The organism is Streptomyces sp. CB01249 (genome assembly GCF_001905735.1).
GTDB lineage: Bacteria > Actinomycetota > Actinomycetes > Streptomycetales > Streptomycetaceae > Streptomyces.
In genome coordinates this window covers 1,374,490-1,394,397 of sequence record NZ_LISW01000001.1, presented here as the reverse complement: position 1 = coordinate 1,394,397, position 19,908 = coordinate 1,374,490, and the positions used below count along the sequence as shown (strand labels likewise).

The 19,908-nt window shown below is 69.5% G+C and carries 19 protein-coding genes and 2 riboswitches; of the genes, 5 read left to right on the top strand and 14 right to left on the bottom strand.

Annotated elements, in window-relative coordinates:
- Positions 1-26: 26 nt before the first annotated feature.
- The 10 genes from AMK18_RS05940 to AMK18_RS05895 all read right to left on the bottom strand — a co-directional run bounded on the left by AMK18_RS05940 (position 27) and on the right by AMK18_RS05895 (position 12,607).
- A complete protein-coding gene (locus AMK18_RS05940; protein ID WP_073861907.1) occupies positions 27-2,072 on the bottom strand; it encodes a phosphocholine-specific phospholipase C in 2,046 nt (681 codons plus the stop codon).
- Positions 2,073-2,102: 30 nt separating this feature from the next.
- The gene (locus AMK18_RS05935) at positions 2,103-3,569 is read right to left on the bottom strand and encodes a right-handed parallel beta-helix repeat-containing protein (protein ID WP_073861906.1); all 1,467 of its coding nucleotides are present in this window, start codon (positions 3,567-3,569) and stop codon (positions 2,103-2,105) included.
- A gap of 198 nt (positions 3,570-3,767) precedes the next feature.
- Positions 3,768-4,466, bottom strand: a complete 699-nt coding sequence (locus tag AMK18_RS05930) for a (2Fe-2S)-binding protein (protein ID WP_073861905.1) — start codon at positions 4,464-4,466, stop codon at positions 3,768-3,770.
- Positions 4,467-4,500: 34 nt separating this feature from the next.
- Entirely contained in the window at positions 4,501-5,160 is a 660-nt protein-coding gene (locus AMK18_RS05925) for a deoxynucleoside kinase (protein ID WP_018099866.1), read from the bottom strand.
- 247 nt (positions 5,161-5,407) lie between these two features.
- Entirely contained in the window at positions 5,408-6,610 is a 1,203-nt protein-coding gene (locus AMK18_RS05920) for a molybdopterin molybdotransferase MoeA (protein WP_073861904.1), read from the bottom strand.
- Between the two features lie 179 nt (positions 6,611-6,789).
- On the bottom strand, positions 6,790-8,064 hold the full coding sequence (gene eno, locus AMK18_RS05915; RefSeq protein WP_073861903.1) for a phosphopyruvate hydratase: 1,275 nt from the start codon (positions 8,062-8,064) through the stop codon (positions 6,790-6,792).
- A 52-nt stretch (positions 8,065-8,116) separates the two neighbouring features.
- Positions 8,117-8,860 (bottom strand): 2,3-bisphosphoglycerate-dependent phosphoglycerate mutase, encoded by a 744-nt coding sequence (locus AMK18_RS05910; RefSeq protein WP_073861902.1) that lies wholly within the window; start codon positions 8,858-8,860, stop codon positions 8,117-8,119.
- Positions 8,860-10,239 (bottom strand): hypothetical protein, encoded by a 1,380-nt coding sequence (locus AMK18_RS05905; protein WP_073861901.1) that lies wholly within the window; start codon positions 10,237-10,239, stop codon positions 8,860-8,862. The genes AMK18_RS05910 and AMK18_RS05905 overlap by 1 nt, the downstream gene beginning before the upstream one ends.
- Before the next feature lie 115 nt (positions 10,240-10,354).
- Positions 10,355-10,419, bottom strand: a riboswitch (Fluoride riboswitch).
- Between the two features lie 89 nt (positions 10,420-10,508).
- Positions 10,509-11,045, bottom strand: coding sequence for an NUDIX hydrolase (locus tag AMK18_RS05900; protein ID WP_241836457.1), 537 nt, complete (start codon positions 11,043-11,045; stop codon positions 10,509-10,511).
- Between the two features lie 43 nt (positions 11,046-11,088).
- Positions 11,089-11,152, bottom strand: a riboswitch (Fluoride riboswitch).
- 78 nt (positions 11,153-11,230) lie between these two features.
- Positions 11,231-12,607 carry a PP2C family protein-serine/threonine phosphatase gene (locus AMK18_RS05895; protein ID WP_079199229.1) on the bottom strand — a complete coding sequence of 459 codons (1,377 nt, stop codon included), beginning with the start codon at positions 12,605-12,607 and terminating at the stop codon, positions 11,231-11,233.
- Between the two features lie 237 nt (positions 12,608-12,844).
- Here AMK18_RS05895 and AMK18_RS05890 point away from each other — a divergent pair, with 237 nt between their 5' ends.
- Both AMK18_RS05890 and AMK18_RS35140 read left to right on the top strand, forming a co-directional pair.
- A complete protein-coding gene (locus tag AMK18_RS05890) occupies positions 12,845-13,129 on the top strand; it encodes a DUF211 domain-containing protein (RefSeq protein WP_018099873.1) in 285 nt (94 codons plus the stop codon).
- 310 nt (positions 13,130-13,439) lie between these two features.
- Complete coding sequence (locus AMK18_RS35140) at positions 13,440-13,670, top strand: hypothetical protein (RefSeq protein WP_241836456.1); 231 nt, start codon at positions 13,440-13,442, stop codon at positions 13,668-13,670.
- Between the two features lie 23 nt (positions 13,671-13,693).
- Here the strand turns inward: AMK18_RS35140 and AMK18_RS05880 are convergent, their stop codons facing one another.
- Positions 13,694-13,900 (bottom strand): DUF2180 family protein, encoded by a 207-nt coding sequence (locus tag AMK18_RS05880; protein ID WP_073861899.1) that lies wholly within the window; start codon positions 13,898-13,900, stop codon positions 13,694-13,696.
- Positions 13,901-14,433: 533 nt separating this feature from the next.
- On the opposite strand from AMK18_RS05880, the gene AMK18_RS05875 reads away from it, so the two are divergent.
- Positions 14,434-14,922: an SAM-dependent methyltransferase gene (locus AMK18_RS05875; RefSeq protein ID WP_073861898.1), complete on the top strand. Its 489-nt coding sequence runs from the start codon at positions 14,434-14,436 to the stop codon at positions 14,920-14,922.
- A gap of 250 nt (positions 14,923-15,172) precedes the next feature.
- Here AMK18_RS05875 and AMK18_RS05870 read toward each other — a convergent pair whose 3' ends face one another.
- On the bottom strand, positions 15,173-16,285 hold the full coding sequence (locus AMK18_RS05870; RefSeq protein WP_073861897.1) for an ABC transporter substrate-binding protein: 1,113 nt from the start codon (positions 16,283-16,285) through the stop codon (positions 15,173-15,175).
- A 162-nt stretch (positions 16,286-16,447) separates the two neighbouring features.
- Between AMK18_RS05870 and AMK18_RS05865 the strand changes: the two genes are divergently transcribed.
- Complete coding sequence (locus tag AMK18_RS05865) at positions 16,448-17,623, top strand: serine hydrolase domain-containing protein (RefSeq protein WP_241836505.1); 1,176 nt, start codon at positions 16,448-16,450, stop codon at positions 17,621-17,623.
- A 61-nt stretch (positions 17,624-17,684) separates the two neighbouring features.
- Here the strand turns inward: AMK18_RS05865 and AMK18_RS05860 are convergent, their stop codons facing one another.
- Positions 17,685-18,608, bottom strand: coding sequence for a TIGR03620 family F420-dependent LLM class oxidoreductase (locus tag AMK18_RS05860; protein ID WP_073861896.1), 924 nt, complete (start codon positions 18,606-18,608; stop codon positions 17,685-17,687).
- Between the two features lie 108 nt (positions 18,609-18,716).
- Between AMK18_RS05860 and AMK18_RS05855 the strand changes: the two genes are divergently transcribed.
- Positions 18,717-19,310, top strand: a complete 594-nt coding sequence (locus tag AMK18_RS05855; RefSeq protein WP_073861895.1) for a TetR/AcrR family transcriptional regulator — start codon at positions 18,717-18,719, stop codon at positions 19,308-19,310.
- A 101-nt stretch (positions 19,311-19,411) separates the two neighbouring features.
- Here the strand turns inward: AMK18_RS05855 and AMK18_RS05850 are convergent, their stop codons facing one another.
- Positions 19,412-19,879 carry a MarR family winged helix-turn-helix transcriptional regulator gene (locus AMK18_RS05850; RefSeq protein ID WP_073861894.1) on the bottom strand — a complete coding sequence of 156 codons (468 nt, stop codon included), beginning with the start codon at positions 19,877-19,879 and terminating at the stop codon, positions 19,412-19,414.
- Between the last annotated feature and the right edge of the window lie 29 nt (positions 19,880-19,908).

Here is a 19,908-nt window from a genome sequence, read left to right as displayed (position 1 = left end):
GACTCCTGGCCGTCCTTCCGGGAGGTTCAGCCGCTGACGCTGGGCAGGCCGTTCTCCAGGTGGCCGACGTACCGCTGTGACCAGGTGGGGTCCGCGGAGGCGGTGACGGTGTGGTCGTACCAGCCGGAGCCGTAGGTGAGCACCGAGAAGTCGTCCGTGACGGTCTTGCCCGCCGGCACGGTGTACGTCCAGGGCCCGCCGGTGCGGTACGCGTTCGCCTTGATGGTGAACGTCACGGCGGCCGCGCTGTTGTTGGTCAGGGTGAAACGGAGCTTGACGGCCCCGGAGACGGTGACGGCGGAGGCGGCCACGAGGAGGTCCTTGCCGGTGCGGGTGGAGTTTCCCTTGAAGCGGCGCATGAACCGGTTGGGGCCGAGGACGGTGAGGTCGTAGAGGCCGTCTCCGTAGCCGGGGCCGCAGTTGTAGAAGTCGGTGGCGGTGCCGCCCGCTGCGACCGTGTACGGCCAGGGGCCTCCCGAGCGCTGTGTGCCGTTGGTGTACACGGCGAAGTGGCAGGCGGCCGTGCCCCCGTTGGCCACCTTGATGTTGGCCTGGACGGAGCTGCCGGAGGTGGTGAAGGCGACCAGATCGGCCGTCGGCTGGTAGGGCAGGGCCCGTGCCTTGCGGGTGCCCGCTTCCTGAGTGGGCAGTTTGTTGTCGACCGGTGCGGGATTGGGCAGGCCGGAGCACTGGCTCATGTCCACGGTGGTCCCGGTGGCCGGCAGGGCGGGCAGGCCGTAGACCGGGCTGGTGAAGTCGAACATGCTGGTGAGGTCGCCGCACACCGCGCGTCTCCAGGCGCTGATGTTGGAGCAGGTGGCCGGCTTGCCGATCGCGGCCGTCCACTTCTCCAGGAACCGCAGTACCGAGGTGTGGTCGCTGGTCTGGGAGTTGACGTAACCGCCGCGGCTCCAGGGGGAGATCGCGATCAGCGGGACGCGGAAGCCGAGGCCGATGCTCGTCCCTCCGATGAACTCGTCGGCCGTCCCGGTCGGCGGGGTGGGCGGCGGGACGTGGTCGAAGTAGCCGTCGTTCTCGTCGTAGTTGAGGAAGAGGATCGTGGAGTTGAAGACGTCCGGGTCGGCGTTGAGGGCGTCGATGACCTTGTGGACGAAGTGGGCGCCGTTGGCCGGGGTGGCCATGGGGTGCTCGGAGTAGTTCTGGTCGGGGACGATCCACGACACCTGCGGCAGGGTGCCCGCGCGTACGTCGGCGGCGATCGCGTCGCAGATGTCGGCGGCCACGTCGCCGGGCTCGGTGGTGCCCCGGGGGACCGTCGACATGCCCTTGCTGCGCAGAGGGCTGCTGGCCGGGGCCGAGGTGAACTGCGCGAAGTACGCGAGGCCGTTGTCACCGTAGTTGTCCGTCGACTGGTAGACCTTCCAGCTGACGGCGGCCTTCTCCAGCGCCTCCGCGTACGTCTCCCAGGTCAGCCCGGACTCGCTGCCGCCGTCCTTGGACGACTCGCTGATCTTCCCGCTCCACAGGTAGGTGCGGTTGGGGCCGGTCGCGCTCATCCCGGAGGCGTGGTAGGCGTCGCAGACCGTCCAGGTGTCGGCCAGGGCGTAGTGGAAGGGGATGTCCTCGCGGGTCAGGTGGCCCAGGGAGCGCAGCCCCTTGGCCGCGACCCAGGAGTCCATCTTCCCGTGGTTCCACGCGGTGTGCTGGCTGGCCCAGTCGTGGGCGAGGTCCCCGCTGCACTGGGCCAGGCGCTCGGGGTCGGCGCCTCCGGCCGCCTCGGTCGCGCTGAGCTGCCAGGGGTAGTGGCGTCCGGTGCCGTTCGGCTGGTCGAAGACGCCTTGGCCGCCCGCGAGTTCGACGGTGCTGCGGTCGGAGAAGCCCCGGACGCCCTTGAGCATCCCGAAGTAGTGGTCGAAGCTGCGGTTCTCCTGCATGAGGATCACGATGTGCTTCGCGTCCTTCAGCGTCCCGGTCGCGGCCGTCGCCCCGGCCGGGGCTTTCCGGGGCTCGGCGGCGGACGCGCGGACCGCCTGGGGCCCGCTCACCCCGGCCGCTGCGGCCGCCGTCGCCGCGCTGAGGGCGATGAAGTCACGTCGATTTGGCTTGCGCATGACACTCCTTGACGTCGGTACGGCCGTTGGCTACAGACCCGGGCCCTGATAGGCGCCCCGGTTGGGCTTGGTGGTCGACGGTACGGCGTTGCCCCAGTAGTCGCGGCCCCCGTTGTCGGTGATGACGGCTCCGTTGCCGAGAGCGGGCGAGGTGGACTTGAGCCGGTAGCCGTCGACCTCGTGGATCGAACTGCCGCCGGTGCCGGGAGCGACGAACTGCGGGTCGCCTGCGATGCCGTTGGCCGTGGGCCGGGGCACGCCCTGGAAGACGTTCCAGTACCACTGGATCCCGGACGTGGCGGGCAGTTGGGAGTCGGCCGTACCGACGAAGATGTTGTTCTCGACCACGCTGTCGCCGGGGAGTGTGACGTTGAACTTCTTGTCCGTGCAGTAGAGGACGTTGTTGTACAGGTGCAGTGCCGACCGGCCCGAACTGTTGCTGCTCATGCGGCAGTCGTTCTCGGAGATGTTGTAGCGGATGACCTGCTTGGCCCCGCCGATCGTGCCGCAGCCGTCGCAGTCGAGGAAGAAGCCGCCGATGTTGTCGCGGCTGTAGTTGTACTGGATCGTGCAGTAGCCGGTGTTCCCCCAGTCGCAGTCGAACGCCTGGCTGTCGGCGACGGACATCCTGGTGGTGTCGTACACCGCGTTCTTCTGGATGGTCGGGTTGTGGTCGCCGAGGACCCAGATCCCCGCGAAGTTGCCTCCGGAGAACGGGTATACGCCGTTGCCGACGCCGGACGCGTCGTTGTACTGGATCATCGGCGCGTTGGCGTAGCTGACGATGATGCCGTCACCACCGACGTCCTTGACGGTGTTGTACTCCACGAGGACGCCGTTGCCCTTGGTGGCCATGGAACCGGTACGGATCTTCAGGCCGCCGCCGCCCGTGTTGCTCACGGTGTTGTGGTGCACGTGTACGTCGTTGAGCGTGGAGTTCGCCCCGGTGGCACCGGTGACGACGCTTCCCGACTGCACGTAGTCCTCGGTGACCGAACCGGTCTTGTTGGTCTGGCCGGCCACGCGGTCGATGACGAGGTTGCCGATGTCGAACCCGGTGTGGGCCTTGCCGTCCGTGGCGGAGATACGCAGGCCGGTGCGCCGGGCGAGGGAGTCGGCCGGGTTGGTGATCTTGAGGTAGCTGATCGTCCAGTGGTCCTGGTCCGTCAGCGAGACGGCGTCCGCGGCCCCGTCGCCGTTCAGGACCGGCAGGGCGCCCGAACCGTAACGGGTCAGGGTGATGGGCAGGCTCGCGGTGCCGCTGCCCTTGGGGGCGAGCGCGCCCTTGCAGGTAGTGCCGGAGGCGAAGGCGAGCGTGTCACCCGCTCCGTAGGTCTTGCCGTTGGCCTGGGCGATGCTGTTGAAGGGGCTGGCCTGGGTGCCGTTCCCCGCGGTGGAGCGCGAGCAGTCGACGTAGGTGGTGGAACCGGCCGCCGTCGCCGCCTGGTTGGGCAGGACGGCGGTGCCGACGAGGGCGACGGACGCGGCGAAGAGCACACGACTGGCTCTGATGCTCATGCGAGAACCTCCTGGGGTGGGTGGCCCGAAAGTAGAGGTCACGATTGATCAGGTCAAGAGATTCGCTCAATACAACCGCTCATTGATCGAATGATCGATCCAAGGAGCAAGAAGGGGTGGTTACGCTCATCCGGAACTGTCCCTGTCACCGCCGAAGCGGCGGCGGGCAGAGGCCGGTCACCGGATCAGGCAGCAGTCCCCGCACGTCGAACCGCCCGGCACCCGGTAGTACAGGCAGCAGCTGCGGCGGCGGAAGGTGAGCCCGGGGCCGGTGATCCGGCCGGTCCCGCGCAGCCGTCCCGTCTCCAGGAGCGCCCCCGTCAGCTCGGTGAGCGGCCCCCGCAGCCCGGGCCGGGACCTCAGGAGCTGCGCAGCCGATCCGACCAGCGCGGAAGCGGAGTTCCCCGCGAGCAGCCGCGGCGCCACCTTCGCCGGCAGCCGGCTCTCCACGCGCTGGAGGACGCCGTCGGCCTGCTCGGCCACCGCATCCGCCGACGCCGCAATGGGCCGGGCCACGCGGCGGCCACGCGGCCCGGCCAGCCGGAGCGCCGAGCCGTCACCGGCCCACTCCACGGTGTCCATCACCGGCACCACCCCGTGGACGAGGGCGCAGGCGAGGACCGGCGACCACAGGCGCGCCGCGAGTCCGAGGTGGGCGACGGACACGCCGATACGGGCTTCGGCGGTCCCGTAACGTTCGTTGACGGTCCTGGCCAGCGCCTCGAACCCCTCCGGTGTGAGGCGCCCCTCGCCGGGCGCGGGCCCACGGACGGTATCGAGGGCGAAGAAGCCACCCAGCCGCGCGACGTCGCGCAGAGCCGCTTCGATCTCGTCCGTCGTCACGTCGTCCGCCGCACCACGGCCACCGGCCACCATGCCACCCGCCTCTCGTCCGAGGACCCGGCCCGGATCAGAGACGCCGAGCCCTCGCGAGGGCCAGGGCGTCCACGACCTCCCGGACGACCCGCTCGGCGTCCTCGGGGTTGTTCACGACATCGGTCCGGTTCATGTCGATCACCAGGACGTCGCTGGCGGAGTAGTGCTCGCGTACCCAGTCGTCGTAGCCGGACCACAGCATCCGGTAGTACTCCACGAGCCCCTCGTCCTGCTCGAAGTCGCGCCCCCGCAGTCCGATGCGGTGCAGCACGGTCTCGAAGTCGGCCCGGAGGTACACCATGAGGTCCGGCGCCTTGCGGTACGGCAGGCCGTCGATCTCGCGCATCATCTCCGCGAGCAGCCCCTCGTACACCCGCATCTCCAGGGAGCTGATCCTGCCGAGGTCGTGGTTGACCTTGGCGAAGTACCAGTCCTCGTAGATCGACCGGTCGAGGACGTTGTCGTCCTGCCGGTACGCCTCCTTGATCGCGGCGAACCGCGTCTGCAGGAAGTAGAGCTGGAGGAGGAACGGGTAGCGCTTCGCCTCTATCTCCTCGGGGGCGGCGGTGTAGAAGAGCGGCAGGATCGGGTTGTCCTCCACGCTCTCGTAGAAGACCTTGCTCCCCAGCTCCTTGGCGATCAGTTCGGCCACACTGGTCTTGCCGATCCCGATCATGCCGCCGACGCAGATCACTGCCCTACCTCGCTTCTTCCCGGGCAACGTCAGAAGGCGCGATGCCCAGGACGCGGCACTCACACCACACGACCGACCTGTCACCGCGGAATCTCGGAGATGTCGCAGCAGGCATCAGCGGTGATCCTGGCGCTCTTCTCGCGGGACGGTCGGAGGGATCATATCGGCGCTCGGCGGCAACTGATTCCAGCCACCCCCGCCGCCTGTCCGGAATGTCCGCGTGCCGCGGGCCCGAAGCCGCTCCGTCTCAGTGGTGGAGGATCAGGGGCGCGGGCTGCCCGGGCCGCCAGTCCGGCGCCACGGCGGCGAGGGCGTCGGCGAGGGCCGCTCCGTGCAGGAAGGCGGGGCGGTCACCGCCGACGGGGCGCGCGGTGGTGCCGTCCCAGACCACCGGCACCAGGCGGGTGCGGCCGGGGACGGGCCGGATGTCGCCGGCGAGCGGGATACGGGGCAGGGCGGACAGCGGACGGCCGAGGAGTCCGGACAGCAGCGGCGCCAGCAGGGTGTGCGCGGCGACCAGGGCGCCGTACGGGTTTCCGGGCAGGCCCACCACCCAGTGCCCGGGCAGCCGGGCCAGGAGCTGGGGGTGTCCGGGGCGGCAGGCCACCGAGTCGACCACCCAGTGCGCGTCCGCCTCCGCGAGCAGCAGCCGCAACTGATCGGTGACGCCGACCGAGGTGGAACCGGTGACCACGGTGACGTCCACGCCGTCGTACGACCCGGCGCCGACGCACGCGCGCAGCGAGCCGACCGGGCGGTCCGGCACGTGCCGGACGTCCGCGGTCTCGCCTCCGCTCGCGTCGATGAGGGGCGGCAGGAGCGGTCCGAGCGCGTCGCGTACCCGGCCCGTCGCGGGCCGCCCCGCGCGGGTGAGCTCGTCGCCGGTGACGAGGACCCGGACGCGTGGGCGGGGGCGTACGGGGAGGGTGTCTTCTCCGCACGCCGCGGCCAGGCCGAGCAGGGCGGGGCCGATACGGGTCCCGGCGGGAGCCAGCACCGATCCGGCCGGGGCGTCCTCGCCGGCCCGGCGGATGTGCCGTCCCTCGGCCGTGGACGGCCCGTGCACGAGGTCCCCGGACCGGGTGGCCCGTTCCAGGGGAACCACCGCGTGCGCCCCCGCCGGGACCGGCGCTCCGGTCGAGATCCCGACCGCCTCTCCGGCGTGCAGCGCCCCGCCCGTCCAGACGCCACCGGCCCGCACCACGCCCCGTACCCGCCAGGGGCCGCCGCCCGGGCCGACCGCGTAACCGTCCATGGCGGCCGTGTCGAACCCCGGCATCGGCTGTGGGCTGCGCAGCGCCCCGGCCAAGGTGAATCCCGCCGCGTCGGCGAGGGGGACCCGCGTGGCGGGCAACGGGGTGGGCGCCGCGTGAGCGCGTTCGCGCGCGCTCGTCCACGCAACGTCGCGGCAGGAGGTGGGCGCGGAGGCCGAGGTGGCGAGGACGGTCATGACAACCACGCTGACACCGCCGCCTTACCGGACGCCGCACGCGGCGTTCCTTCCGGGTCACGACCTCTTCACATGCGGCGCGGCCGCCGCGTGAGCGGTCAGATACGAGGCGCGCGGCCAGGACCGGTAGCCCGGCCGTGCAGTCGGTTCGTCGATGGGGCCGGTTTCGATGGGCCTGGTCAGGCCGCGCTGTCCAGCCCGAACGGCAGGTCGCCGTGATCTGCCGCGAGTTCGAGGAAGCGGTTGTACTTGGCGACGCGTTCCCCGCGGGCGGGGGCGCCGGACTTGATCTGCCCGCAGCCGGTCCCGACGGCGAGATCGGCGATGAAGGTGTCCGGGGTTTCGCCCGACCGGTGCGAGATCATCTGCGTGTATCCGGCCCGGTCGCAGACGGACATGGCTTCGAGGGTCTCGGTGACGGTTCCGATCTGGTTGACCTTGATCAGGGCGGAGTTGCCCACCTTGCGGGCGACGGCCCGGGTGATGATGGCCGGGTTGGTGACGAAGATGTCGTCGCCCATGAGCTGGACGCGGTCCCCGAGCCGTTCGGTGAGCCGGACCCAGCCTTCCCAGTCGTCCTCGGCGAGCCCGTCCTCGATGCTCCACACCGGGAACCGCTCGATCATCTCCTCGTAGCGGTCGACGAGTTGCTCCGCCCTCAGGTCCTCGCCGGCTACCCGGTAGCGGCCGTCGGCGAAGAACTCGCTGGCGGCCGGGTCGAGTGCGAGAGCGATCCCTTCCCGGCCGGGCGTGTAACCGGCGTCCGTGATCGCCTGCACGAGCAGGGCGAGCACGTCTTCGGGACGGTCGATGTCGGGCGCGAACCCGCCTTCGTCACCCAGCCCGGTCGGGTGCCCGCCCGCCGCCAGACGCGCCTTGAGCCGGGCGTACACCTCCGCACCGGCGCGTACCGCCTCCGGAAGGCTCGGGGCTCCGAGCGGCGCGAGCATGAATTCCTGGAAGTCCAGGTTGTTGGCGGCGTGCGCACCACCGTTGACGACGTTGAAGTGCGGGACCGGAAGGCGCGGGGTCCTGCCGGCCGTGTCGGCGAGGTACCGCCAGAGCTCCTTCCCGCTTGCCACGGCGTCGGCCCGGGCGGCCGCGAGCGAGACTCCGACGATCGCGTTGGCACCGAGCCGCGACTTGGTTTCCGTGCCGTCCAGAGCGATGAGTGCGGCATCCACGTCGGCCGCCGACGCGAAGTCGCGGCCCACCAGGGCTTGCGCGATCTCGCCGTTGACGTGGTCGACGGCCTGGAGGACTCCTTGACCGGCGAACCGTGCCGGGTCGCCGTCGCGCAGTTCCACGGCCTCACGTGTGCCCGTGGACGCACCGGAGGGGACCCCGGCGCGCAGGCGCGTACCGGTGTCGGTGGTCAGAGTGATGTCGAGAGTCGGACGTGCCCGGGAGTCGAGAATCTCCACCGCGCGCAGTTCGGAGATACGCAATGACATGACCGGTTTCCTGTCTGTTCGGCCGGCAGTAGTGCGGATGGGCGAGGTGTTCTCAGTCGTGGCCCTCGGCGGCCACGGCGTCGGCCGCGGCGGACGCGGCGGCCGGGTCCAGATAGCGCCCGCCCCGTGCCACGGGACGGAACGCGGCGTCGAACCGGTAGCACAACGGAGCGCCCGTCGGGATGTTCAGCCCTTCCACCTCGTGTTCGGTGAGGCGGTCCAGGACGGTGACCAGTGCGCGCAGCGCATTGCCGTGCGCCACCACGAGCACCGTGCGGCCCGTGCAGAGCTGCTGGGCGATGACGTCGGTCCAGTACGGCAGGACGCGGGCGATGATGTCGGCCAGGCTTTCCACTGCGGGCAGCCCGTCGCCCAGCGCCGCGTACCGTGCCTCCGCCCGTAGCCGGGCGAGTTCGTCCGCTGCCAGCGGGCCGGGTGCCGCGGTGAGCGAGCGGCGCCACTTCTGGTACCGCTCCGTGCCCGTCTCCAGGCGCACCTCCCTCTTGGCGCGACCGGTGAGAGCCCCGTACTGCCGCTCGTTCAGCCGCCATGTGCGGTGGACGGGGATCCACGAACGGTCCATTTCCGCGAGGAGGATGTCCGCGGTCCGGATCGACCGCCGCAGCACCGACGTGTGTACGACATCGGGTGCGAGCCCTTCTCGCGCCAGCAGCGCCGCCGCCTGGACCGCCTGCTTCTCGCCGGGAGCGGTGAGGGGGACATCGGTCCAGCCGGTGAAGCGTGCCTCGGCGTTGCTGAGGCTCTGTCCGTGGCGCAGCAGCACCAACGATTCCATTACCGCTCCCTGTTGCTTGGATGTCGGCTTTCGTCCGGGGCCGGCAGCCCCGCGTAGATCCGGCCGTCGAGCAAGGTGGGTGCGCGGGCGCTCACACGCGCCGCGGAGCCCTTGATCTCGTGCCGTGTGTGCCAGTCCTGTTCACGCAGCGTCTCGTCGATCTCCCAGCGCAGCAGCGCGAGCCGGGCCGTCGAAACCTCCCGGACCACGGCGGGCGGCCGTCCCTGCCAATTGAGGTCATGGCGCAGGCAGATGCCGTGCTCGTGCCCGTAACGCTCGGCCTGTACGGGGTCGTGGAGCTGAGCGACCAGCAGAGAGGCCTGCCGTTGGGCCGCTTCGTCGCCCGCGTCGCATGCGCGGCAGCGTGGGGCGGACAGCAGGTGGGTGCCGAGTTGTGTCTGCGCTTTCCGGCTCTCGGAGAGGGCTCTGCCGAATCGGCTGAGGCGTGCGTCCCACTGGCTTCGGTTCTCGGCGAGAACCGCGTCGACGTTCGGTCCCCCGATTGCCGCGAGGTCGTACAGATGGGGCGCGCACAGCGCACATTCCTCGCGCGCGGGCCGCCCGGGTCCGGTGGCGGCGGCAGCCCACCGCAGCAGGCGCCACGTGGCACGGTGTTCGGCCAGGCACAGGGGGCAGCAGCCCCGGCCCACGTCGGCGTTCCACCGGTCCGTCACCGAACGGGAACGCCCTTGTTCTTCGTCCAGGAGGAGCGGGTCCATCCGCAGGTGCAGCTCGGCGCGGGCGTCCGCATCCTCGTCGGCGCCGGCCAGCCACGCCGTTTCGCACGGCTCCTGCGCGAGGGCGGCCGACGCCGCGCCGGCGAGTTCGAGCGCGTACGGGGCCGGGACCCGAGCGGCGAGTGCGGCGGCGTGGGGCAGACAGACCGCGCCGTCCCGCACCGCGTCCCGGACGGGCGCGTGGTCGAAGGCGCGCAGCAGCGTCTCCAGCGCGCGCTCTGCGGCGTCGTCCCCCGCCACGCAGCACGGGCACCGCGCCGGGCCGGTCCCGGGCTCGCCCAGGAGACGCGTCCCTCCGCCTACCGCGAGGTCGAGGAACTGGGGCATCAGCCACGGCGCCGACGCGTCGGCGAGAAGGCACCGGGTATGGCCCGGGCACAGCCCCGCGGCGGCGTGAACCCGGGCTCGGGTCCCTTCCTGCGCGTGGCTCTCCATGACGAAGTACGACAGCCAGCGTGTCGCCGCGACATCGCGTTCACGGCACACGGCACACAATCCGTCGCGCACCAGCCGCAGCGCCTCGCCCCGCGCATGGTCTTCGCGTTCCGCCGCCCTGCCGTGGTCCGGCCGGGCGGACCACGGCAGACGCACACCCCACTGACGCGGGGACCTGGCGGCGCCGGTGCGCAGCGCGCGGGTCACAGCACGTGTCCTTGCAGGTGGGCTGCCCGGGTCAGAACGTCACGGGCGCCGTGGTGCGGGCCTGCCGGTGGGGCGGCTGCGATGGGTGCGGACATACTTCCTCCTGGTCGCGGTCAAACAACCAGGGACCGTCAGCGGCCATCGGCCGCGGTTTCGGTGAGCCCCATCACCGGTACGCATTGAACACACTCCCAGTGTGCTCCTCCCACTCCAGCACTGCACTGGAGGAAACACAACGCGAGCCACGCCAGTGGCGCACGGCATCCGCATCAGTCGTCCGCATCCGCATCCGCCACGGATGCCGTCGTTCCGCGCGGCGCGAGGTGGAGCTGCCCGATCCCCGCCATGTACGACTCCGGGTCGGGAGGCACGCCCTCGGTGCTCTTCTCCTCGTGCAGGGAGCGAAGGCTGTGCAGCACGGTCTGGATCGGCGGGTTCAGATTCATCCCCGCCAGGTCCTCGACCCGCACGAATTGCGGTTCACGGCCGCGCTCGCACTCGACCGGCTCGCCTGCGACCTCTTCGTCGGGAATGAGGATGATCTCCACCATGTAGCGCCCCGTCAGCCGGTCGTGGACGTCCAGGACGAAGGCGCAATGCAGGGCGTCGAGAACGAGCCCCGTTTCTTCGCGCAGTTCCCGGCGGGCGCAGGCGACCAGCCCTTCATCAGGGTGGACGTGTCCGCCCGGTAGCTTCCATACGGGCGACCCGTTCTCGACACTGCGGACCACGAGCACGTGTTCGTCTCGAAAGACGGCCACGGAGCAGCGGGTTTCCATCTGCTGTGCTTGATCAGTCGGCGGCATGCGAATCCTCTGTCCTCCGGGGCCACTCCTCAGGAGCGGCGCACAAGAAACAGAGACCGTCAGCGGGGAATTCCGCGGTTATGGCGGGCCTCATCGCCGTTCGCCATCCATGGTCCACCGAACCCAAATGGAGGGCAAGCCATGCCTGAGGAACGCATACGGACGCGACCCGTCACCGTTCATGATCAGTCGGCAGAGGGTGTCAAAGGCGTGGAATGGCTGGGAACGCGCAACCCGAGGACGGCGACATCGTCGTGCTGGCCGTCCTTCGACTTGGCAAGCAGTTCGTCGCAGAACTCTTGCAGGGGCCGCGTGGCGAGGCTGGCCGCATGCTGACGGAGGCGGGTGAAGCCACGGCCGATGTCCTCGCCCGGGCGTTCGATGAGTCCGTCGGTGTAAAGCAGCAGCGTGGCCCCCGGCGGCAGCACCAGCAGTGCGTCGTCCCGGGCGAGAGCGGGGTCCACACCGAGGACCGGCGCGAGCCCGTCCTCCAGCAGGCGGGTGTCCCCGGTTGGTGTGGTCAGCAGGGGCGGGGGATGTCCTGCGTTGGTCCAGTGCCCGAGCCATGGGCCTGATGCCGGAGTGTAGATCCGGGCGATGACCGCGGTCACGAGCTCCGTGGTGCTCAGTCCCTGCATTACTCCGTCCAGGCGGCGCATCACACCCGCGGGCGAGTCCCCGCTGTCGTAGGCGAGCGCCCGCAACATGTTCCGCAGTTGCCCCATGCGCACGGCCGCCTTGAGGTCATGCCCCATGACGTCGCCGATGACCAGCACGGTGGACCCGTCGGGCAGCGGGAAGGCATCGAACCAGTCGCCACCCACCTCGGCCCCCTCCCGAGCCGGTACGTAGCGTGCCGCCAGTTCGAGATGGCGCAGCCCCGAAAGGTCGGGGAGCAATGACCGCTGCAGCTGCTCAGCCGTGCTCTGCTGAAGTGCGTACAGGCGAGCGTTCTCGACGGCCAGTCCGGCACGGTGGCCCAGGTCGACGGCCAGGGAGGTGACCTGGCTGTCGAACGGTGCCGCCGCAGCGGACCGTACAAGGCTGAGCGCACCGAAGACCTGCCTGCGCACCTGCAGGGGAACGATCAGCACCTCTGCGGCGTCCAGCTCACGGTAGAGGCGGAGTTGAGCCTCTTGAAGCGACCCGGCCTCACCGGGCGCCCCGAAATCGGTGAGCGTCACCGGGCCTGCTCCGCGGAGCACCTGTGCCAGCGGGGCAGTCGATGCGTCCGGCCCGGGCAGTGGTCCGGCTGAAGGGGCCGTCGGCGTCCGGGCGGAATCCCGGTGGACTGCCGCGACGCGGTGTACGGCGCCGTCTTCGACCAGGTCCACCACGCACGCGTCGGCCACTTGCGGGACCATGAGCCGCGCGAGCCGGCCGAGCGCTTCGCGTGCGTCGAGAATGCTGGCCAGAGCCGCACTCACATCGGCGAGCAGATGCAATCGGGCGTCGGACCGCTCCAGCTCATTCCTGAGGGATGCGACATGGTCGTCCTGCGCGGTTACCGGGCTCACCGCCTTCCACGTACGCATTCCATCGGCAAGCATCTGGATGCTCACTCCGAGCCAAGGGCGCCGGCCCGAATGGAACGGCAGTGGGAATCCTATGGTTCGATTTCCGCTTCCCGTCAAGCGCAGGAGCCCGAACGGGGCATATTCGCAGGGTGGCTGACGGACTATTTCCTGTGCCTTACGCGCCTCCGCCCTGAATGTGGGTACGGTCAGCGACTGGGCATCTGGTCGTACGTATTGAGACCGGCGCATTCCCTCGTGTCCGGTCCCCCGAGAAGGAGAGCGATGCCAATCCGACGGCTGGTCCTCGACGTCGACAAGACCATTCAGGAACCGGACCTGGTCCAGCTGGCCCGAGCGATCGAAGGCTCGGCCGGCGTCCAGGCGGTGAACATCGTCGTCACGGAGATCGATCTCGAAACGGTGGGTACGGACGTCACCGTCGAAGGGGAGGACATCGACGTCGAGGCGCTTGTCCGCACCATCGAGCACACCGGAGCCGTGGTGCACAGCACCGACCAGGTGGTTGCCGGCGCGTACATGGTCGAGGGCAGGCCCCGCCGACGATGAGGGGGCGCTTGGGTCGCGTACTGGCCCAGACCCGCCTGCCACTGGTTCTGGGGCTGACGGACGGGCTGCTGAACGCGCTCACCCTGGCGGGTGCCTCACTGGTCGGCAGAGGGTCGCCCATCACCTATTCGCTGGCCGCACGCGTGGCGGTCGTGGCCCTGGTCACCGCCGCGTTCTCGGTCTTCGTATCGGACTACGCGGAACGCCGAGGGCAACTCGTCCGGGCTTCGCGTGAGCTCAATCTCCACTCACGGGGGCACCTGGCGACAACGAGGCTGGGGCACCTGGCTCTGTTCCGGTCGCTACGGGCATGGTGGTGGCCTGTGCCGCGAGTTTCGCCGGTGCCGCGCTCCCGCTCCTCGCCGGGGCCGCCCTCCCTCATCTTTCGTGGGCTGTGGTGGTGCTGGCCATCGGCTCTCTCGCCGGTCTCGGCGCGACACTCGGGAAGGTACTGGCCGGCCGGATGGGCCTGTGGGCTGCGGCCATGGGTGTGGGTGGTATCGCCGTGACCTGGATCGGTGTGTCGTTGCACATCGCCTGACGGGCTCGGCACGGAGACACCCCTCAGGCGCTCTGCTCGGCCGCGCAACACGTCGGGCACACGAGCCGTCGGGCGACGCGCGGCAGGGTTGCGACGCCCACCCCGTTGATCCGGTGAAGTGTGTGGGGCACGGCGGAGGAGTGGGCACCGCAGATCCCCGCTCCGCAGCGACGGCAGACGGCGAGCGCAGGGGTACTGACGTCGCCGGTGTGGCAGTCGTAGCAATTCATCGTTGAGCCCCTTCTTCTGGCACATGCGGCACGTGACGACTCACCGCTCGGTACGGGCCGGGCCGGGAATCGGGATCGACGCACGCAGGGAACACAACAGGATGGCGAGACCGCTCCATCTGTGCACCTCCTCCGGGCATGCGTCCTGACAGTGAGTCAGGAGACATCAGCCTCCGGAGGGCGGTTCGGGCCAGAGAGCGGCCCAGGCGGGTTCCATCGCCGGAATGCGAGTGCACCAGACGCACATCGCCCAGTCAAGGCACCTGCGCCACAAGACCGGACAGCCCATGCCCCGCCGCGGTCCCATCCGGGGTTACCGCTGCTCGCACCGAGGTCCATTTCAAGCGCAGCGTAGCCACTCCTCGAAATGCCAAGCGACCTCTCCCCCGTTCGCAAGCGGGGTGCGTCGCGTCGCCGAACTCGACTGCTGCGCGGCCGAGATGCTGCGCGCCATAGGCTGACCGCGATGCGGCACCGTCGCTGCGGTGCTGCGCCGCAGCACCACGTCACCCCAGCGGATAGAAAGAGCGCCGATGGAAACATATGAAGTCGCACCGATCGCTACGGTCGTCGGCGGCCATACTCAAGTCCTGGACGACTACCAGGGCGGTGTCCAAGCGATCATCAGACTCAACGAGAGCTTTCCTCTCGAAACCCTGCAAGGCATCGACGAATTCTCTCACTTGACGGTGACTTGGACCTTCCACCTGGCCAAGCCGGGCGATGTCCAGCTCCATGCACGCAGCCCGCGAGGCAACCCGCAGTGGCCGGCGACCGGTACATTCGTCCACCGAAATCACAGAAGGCCCAATCAACTGGCCGTCAGCTATCCCAGGTTGCTCAGCGTGGAGGGCCGAGATCTCCTCGTGACGGATCTCGACGCCGTCGACGGAACGCCGGTCCTGGATCTGGCCCCGTACTTCGAGGAGATGGCACCGCGCGGAGCCGTGCGTGAGCCGGCCTGGCCAGGCGAGATGCTCACCGACTATTGGCGCGACGCCGGTGAGCGGCTCGCGTTGTGAGCCTTCCAGGACACTTTGGGCGGTGTCCGCAAAGGTTCATCCGAGCATGTGGACGTGGGAGCTGTTCCGGCGGGTGGTGCCGGAGGCGCCGGACCTCGCAGCGGCTGGGGCGGCACCGGTGGACGAGCGAACGCACCATGGCCTGGCCCGCCAGCCGGCCACCGTACTTCGACCCGGCGGACTATCACGAGCGCCATGGGGTCGAGTGCGATCCGTATGGCCTCTTGGGCAGTCGGGCCTCCGCGCCCTCTCAGCCGGCGCGCAGGACCCGAAAGCGATCGGGCTCCGCGGGGTCCCGGTCGACGACTTGGATCGGTGCCCAAGCCCATTGCCAGACGCTGATGCCCGTGGTGCGGGAGAACCGGATCGGCCCGCGGGTGCCATCGACCACCACGCGCGGCCATGACTCGGCGATGGCTGCCCGGTCCGTGCCGTGGGAACGCAACACCTCGGCGAGGACAGTGACGGTGTCCCAGCCCTCGAAGGCGACGAAGGAAGGCGCTTCGCCCAGACGGTCCCGGAGTTCCTTCTCGACGTGTTCGCCGAGCGGGCCGAGGGCTTCAGGCAGGTAACGCAGAAACGGGATCTCGGCGCCGTCCTCGCCCAGAAGCGCGGCCCATTCGGCAAACTCCGGTTGTCCGGCCGGAGCGCCGATCAGGATCTCCGCGAGTCGTATGTCATCCCGTACGGCCCTGACGATCGGCACCGCCGGCTCCGGGTGGCCGACCAGCAGGAGCAGCGCCGTCGCGCCGTGGTCCACGAGCGCATCGCAGAGGGCTTCGGGGGTGAGTGCGCTCGCGTCGAGTTCTACGACGGTAGCGCCGTGTGGAGCCAGGTGCTCCCGCAGGACGCGGGTCCCGGATGCCCAGTAGACGCTCGGCTGGGTCGCCACGGCGATCCGGCGTCGTCCCTCACCGAGGAGGAAGTCCGCGTAGATCCGCCAGCCACGGGACTGCGCCGGGGCAAGGCGCGCGATCCACTTCGTCGGCTCCTCGGTGAGCTCGTCAAGCACTGCGGACGAGCAGAGGTACGGCACGCCCAGGGCATCGGCACGGCCGGCGGCGGCGCGGGCGACGACGCTGTGATACTCGCCCGCCACAACAGCCACGCCCAGGGCGGCCAGTTCGTCCACGGCCGCCACGGCCCGCTCCGGATCGGCCGCGGTGTCCCGAACCACCAGCTCCAGTGGTCTGCCGTCAATCCCGCCTGCGTCGTTGACCTTGTCAACGGCCAGCTCGAACCCCGCGAGCAGGTGTCGCCCCGCCTCGGCCCAGCCCGGCCGCGTCAAAGGGACGAGCACGCCCACACGGACGGACGATCCCTCTGCGTGCTCCGCTCCGGACGGCGATGGTGGTGTGGTCATCGGTAAACGTCCCCCTGGGGCTGTGCGAACAAGGTCTGCCCGCATCGTCAACAACGCTACGGATCAATACACCTAGCACACTGGGGAGAACCCGACCATGGACCTCCGGTTGGCCGGATGGTTCGCGAGACGCGTCGTTCCTAGCGTTGCCTCATGTCGATCATGCGGAGTCGGATCAGTCGTCGGACGGTGACCGTGCTCGCTGTTGTCCTTCCGGCGCTACTCCTTCCGGCAGAATCCGGAGCGGCGGCCCCCGGTCGCCTGTCCCAACTTCAGCGCGATGCCGACGACTTGCGGGACGACGGTGTCACAGGCGTATCGGTGAGACTGGAGACGCCCCACAGAGTGCGGACCGTCCGCAGCGGGGTCGGTGATCTCCGTACCGGGCAACCTGTGGCCAAGAACGGCTACCTGAGGATCGGCAGCACCACGAAGACGTTCGTCGCGACCGTACTGCTCCAACTCGCCGGCGAAGGCCGCCTGTCGCTGGACGATACGGTGGACACGTGGCTGCCCGGCCTGGTCCGTGGCCACGGCAATGACGGGCATCGGGTCACTCTGCGCCACCTGCTCCAGCACACCAGCGGGCTGCCCGACTACATCGGCGACGTCGTTCCTGATCTCAGCGCGGCCGGGTATCGCGTGAACCGCTGGACCACCTACACCTCCCGGCAGCGTGTGGCCCTCGCGATGAAGCACCCGCCGTCCTTCGCACCCGGTCGCGGCTGGGAGTACTCCAACACCAACTATGTTCTCGCCGGCATGGTCATCAAGGCGGTCACGGGCCATTCATGGGAGCACGAGGTGCGGGCCAGGATTCTTCGTCCGCTGCGGCTCACCCGCACCCTCACACCCGGTAACTGGCCGTTCCTGCCCGGCTCCCATGCCCGGAACTACCAGCAGTTCGAGCCGGGTGGTGCCATGACCGACACCACGGTCGCCTACCTGCCCTTCGACGCCGATGCCGACGGGTCGATGATCAGCACAGCCGCGGACACCAACAGGTTCTATACGGCGCTGGTGCAAGGCAGGCTTCTGGCCCCCGCCCAGCTGGCTGAGATGCAGCGCACCGTCGAAGTCCCCGCAGACCGCGGCTTTCCACCGGGCACGCGTGACGGGCTCGGCCTGTTCTGGACACCGCTGCCCTGCGGCAGCGGGTACTGGGGGCACAGCGGCGACGGATTCGGATACCTGTTGTGGCCTGCCACAACTCCGGACGGCCGGACCATCGTCACGGTCTCCTTGCACAGCCGACCGGGCGACGAAAGCACCGCCACTCGGCAGACGCAGGCCGTGACGGCTCTCGTCGACCGCGCACTCTGCTCCGCCCGTCGATGACCGGCGTCCACATGAACGTACGAGGACTCCGGGGCCGTGGCGCACAGGGGTGAGGCGTCACTCATGCTGTGGGGTGGGGCAGGAGAGCAGAGGCAAGTTCGCGCCACTCGCGCTCGGGCAGGGAGCTGGTGTCGGCGGTGAGTACTTGCAGGCAGACGTGGTCAGCTCCTGCGTCGAGGTGCTCCTGAACACGTCGGCGAATGGCTTCCGCTCCCCCATACACAACGATCGCATCCACTAGTCGACGGCTCGGCCCACCGACTATGTCGTCGTCGTTGAAGCCGAGTCGCCGAATGTTCGCCTCCTGATGCGGTGCCGAGAGGTAGCCGGCTACGTGTGACGTGGCCACTTGGCGGGCGCGGCTCAGGTTGGTGTCGAGCACCACTGCCTGCTCCACAGCGAGAAAGGCGCTCGGCCCCATGATCCGGCGCGCCTGCTCGGTGTGCTCGGTGGACACGAAGTAGGGGTGCGCGCCCCAGGTGTGTTCGGCGGCCAGTTGAAGCATCTTCGGGCCGAGGGCGGCGAGTACGCGGCGCGGAGCCGGGTCCGCTACGGGGCCGTGGGCGGGTACCGCGTCCATGGCCTGCAGGTAGGCGCGCATGGTGGTCACCGCTCTGCCGCGGGCCGGTACGGGGTAGCCGTCCAGTTCGCGGACGGTGTCGTCGACGCGGTGACCGCCCAGGCCGAGTACGTACCGTCCGGGGAAGGCCTCGCCCAGCGCACGTGTCGCGGTAGCGGTGGCGATGGGCTCCCGGAACGCGATGTTGGCGATCCCGGAGGCGACGACGATGCGCTGTGTCGCCGACAACAGCAGCCACGCCTGGCCCACTGTGTCGCGGCCGAACGCCTCCCCGTACCAGATGGCCCCGTAGCCCAACTCCTCGATCTCCGCGGCCGATTCCCGTACCCGCCCAGCAGGCTGCCCCTCGTAGGCGAAGGTCCAGATCCCGACGCGCCCCAGTTCGGCCTGCCCGCTGTCCGTCATCCGCACTCCTCAGGTCACGTTTTCCGGAGAACCTCTCCGTTTGACGGACGCTACTATACGGAGAGGCACTCCGCTTAACTGCTCCGAACTCGACCGAAAGACGGGACGATGGCGACCACAGACGGGCACGGCTCCGCGCGACGACCGCGGCGTACCGATGCCCGACTCAACCGGGAACGTCTCATCGCCACAGCGCAGGAAGTATTTGCCGAATCCGGACCGGAGGCGTCGCTCAACGAGGTCGCCCGCCGAGCAGGCGTCGGCCCGGGCACCCTGTACCGTCACTTCCCGAACCGCTCCGCCCTGCTGACCGCGGTCCTCAAAGGCCGGATCGAGACGTTGTGCGAGCTCGCCGCGACGCTGTCCTCGTCGGAACCCGCCGACGACGCGCTGACGCAATGGCTGCGCGCGTTTCTCGTTCACGCCAGGCTCAACCAAGGCCTGGCTGGCGCGTTGATGGTCGAGGAGCCGGTCGCGCCGGGGCTCGACTGCCATAAGCTGATCCTGGACGCCGCAGCCGGTCTTCTTGCCCAGGCTCAGCGGCGGGGCACGGCACGCGCCGACCTGACCGCCGACGACCTGATCCAACTCGTCGTCGGGATCGCGCTGTCCACGGCTCGCAGCCACGACGCGCAACAGCCCGACCGGCTGCTCGCCCTGGTGCTTGATGCCACGTACGGGACACCGCTTCAGAACGAGTGATTGCAGCGATGCCCGCAGCGCTTGAGCTCGTAGCCGCCTGTGCGCTCCCGGGCATCGAGGAGCAGGTCGCGCGCCGGCGTATCGGTGGTGAGATCTTCGCCCTACTGGTCCTTCGACAGCTTGCGCGCGATGTGGCCGAGGGCGGTGAGCTCTTCGGGTGTGAGGCGGTCGACGAAGTGCCGGCGCACGGAGGCGACGTGGTGGGGGGCAGCTTCCCGGAGTGTCTGTCGGCCAGTGGGGGTGAGGGCGAGCAGGCAGCCTCGGCCGTCGGCCGGATCGGGTGCGCGGCGAATGAGGTCGCGGGCCTCCATGCGGGAGGCGTGCCGGGACAGGCGACTGCGCGACCAGCCCATTTTGGTGGCCTGTTCGTGCAGTGTGCTGGTGCCGTCCGTTCGTTCGGACAGGGTGCTGAGCACTTCGTAGTCCGGTTCGGAGAGCCCGAGGGCGGCGAGGTCGTGCGCGGTGCGGGCCTGGACGGCGGTGACCATGCGCAGGTACGCCCGCCAGTCACGTTCCTCGTCGGGCGTGAGCCACTTGCCGTCGGGGGCGCTTTCCTTCTTCGTTGACATGTAATCAATCTACTGGCTACTTTCGTTTA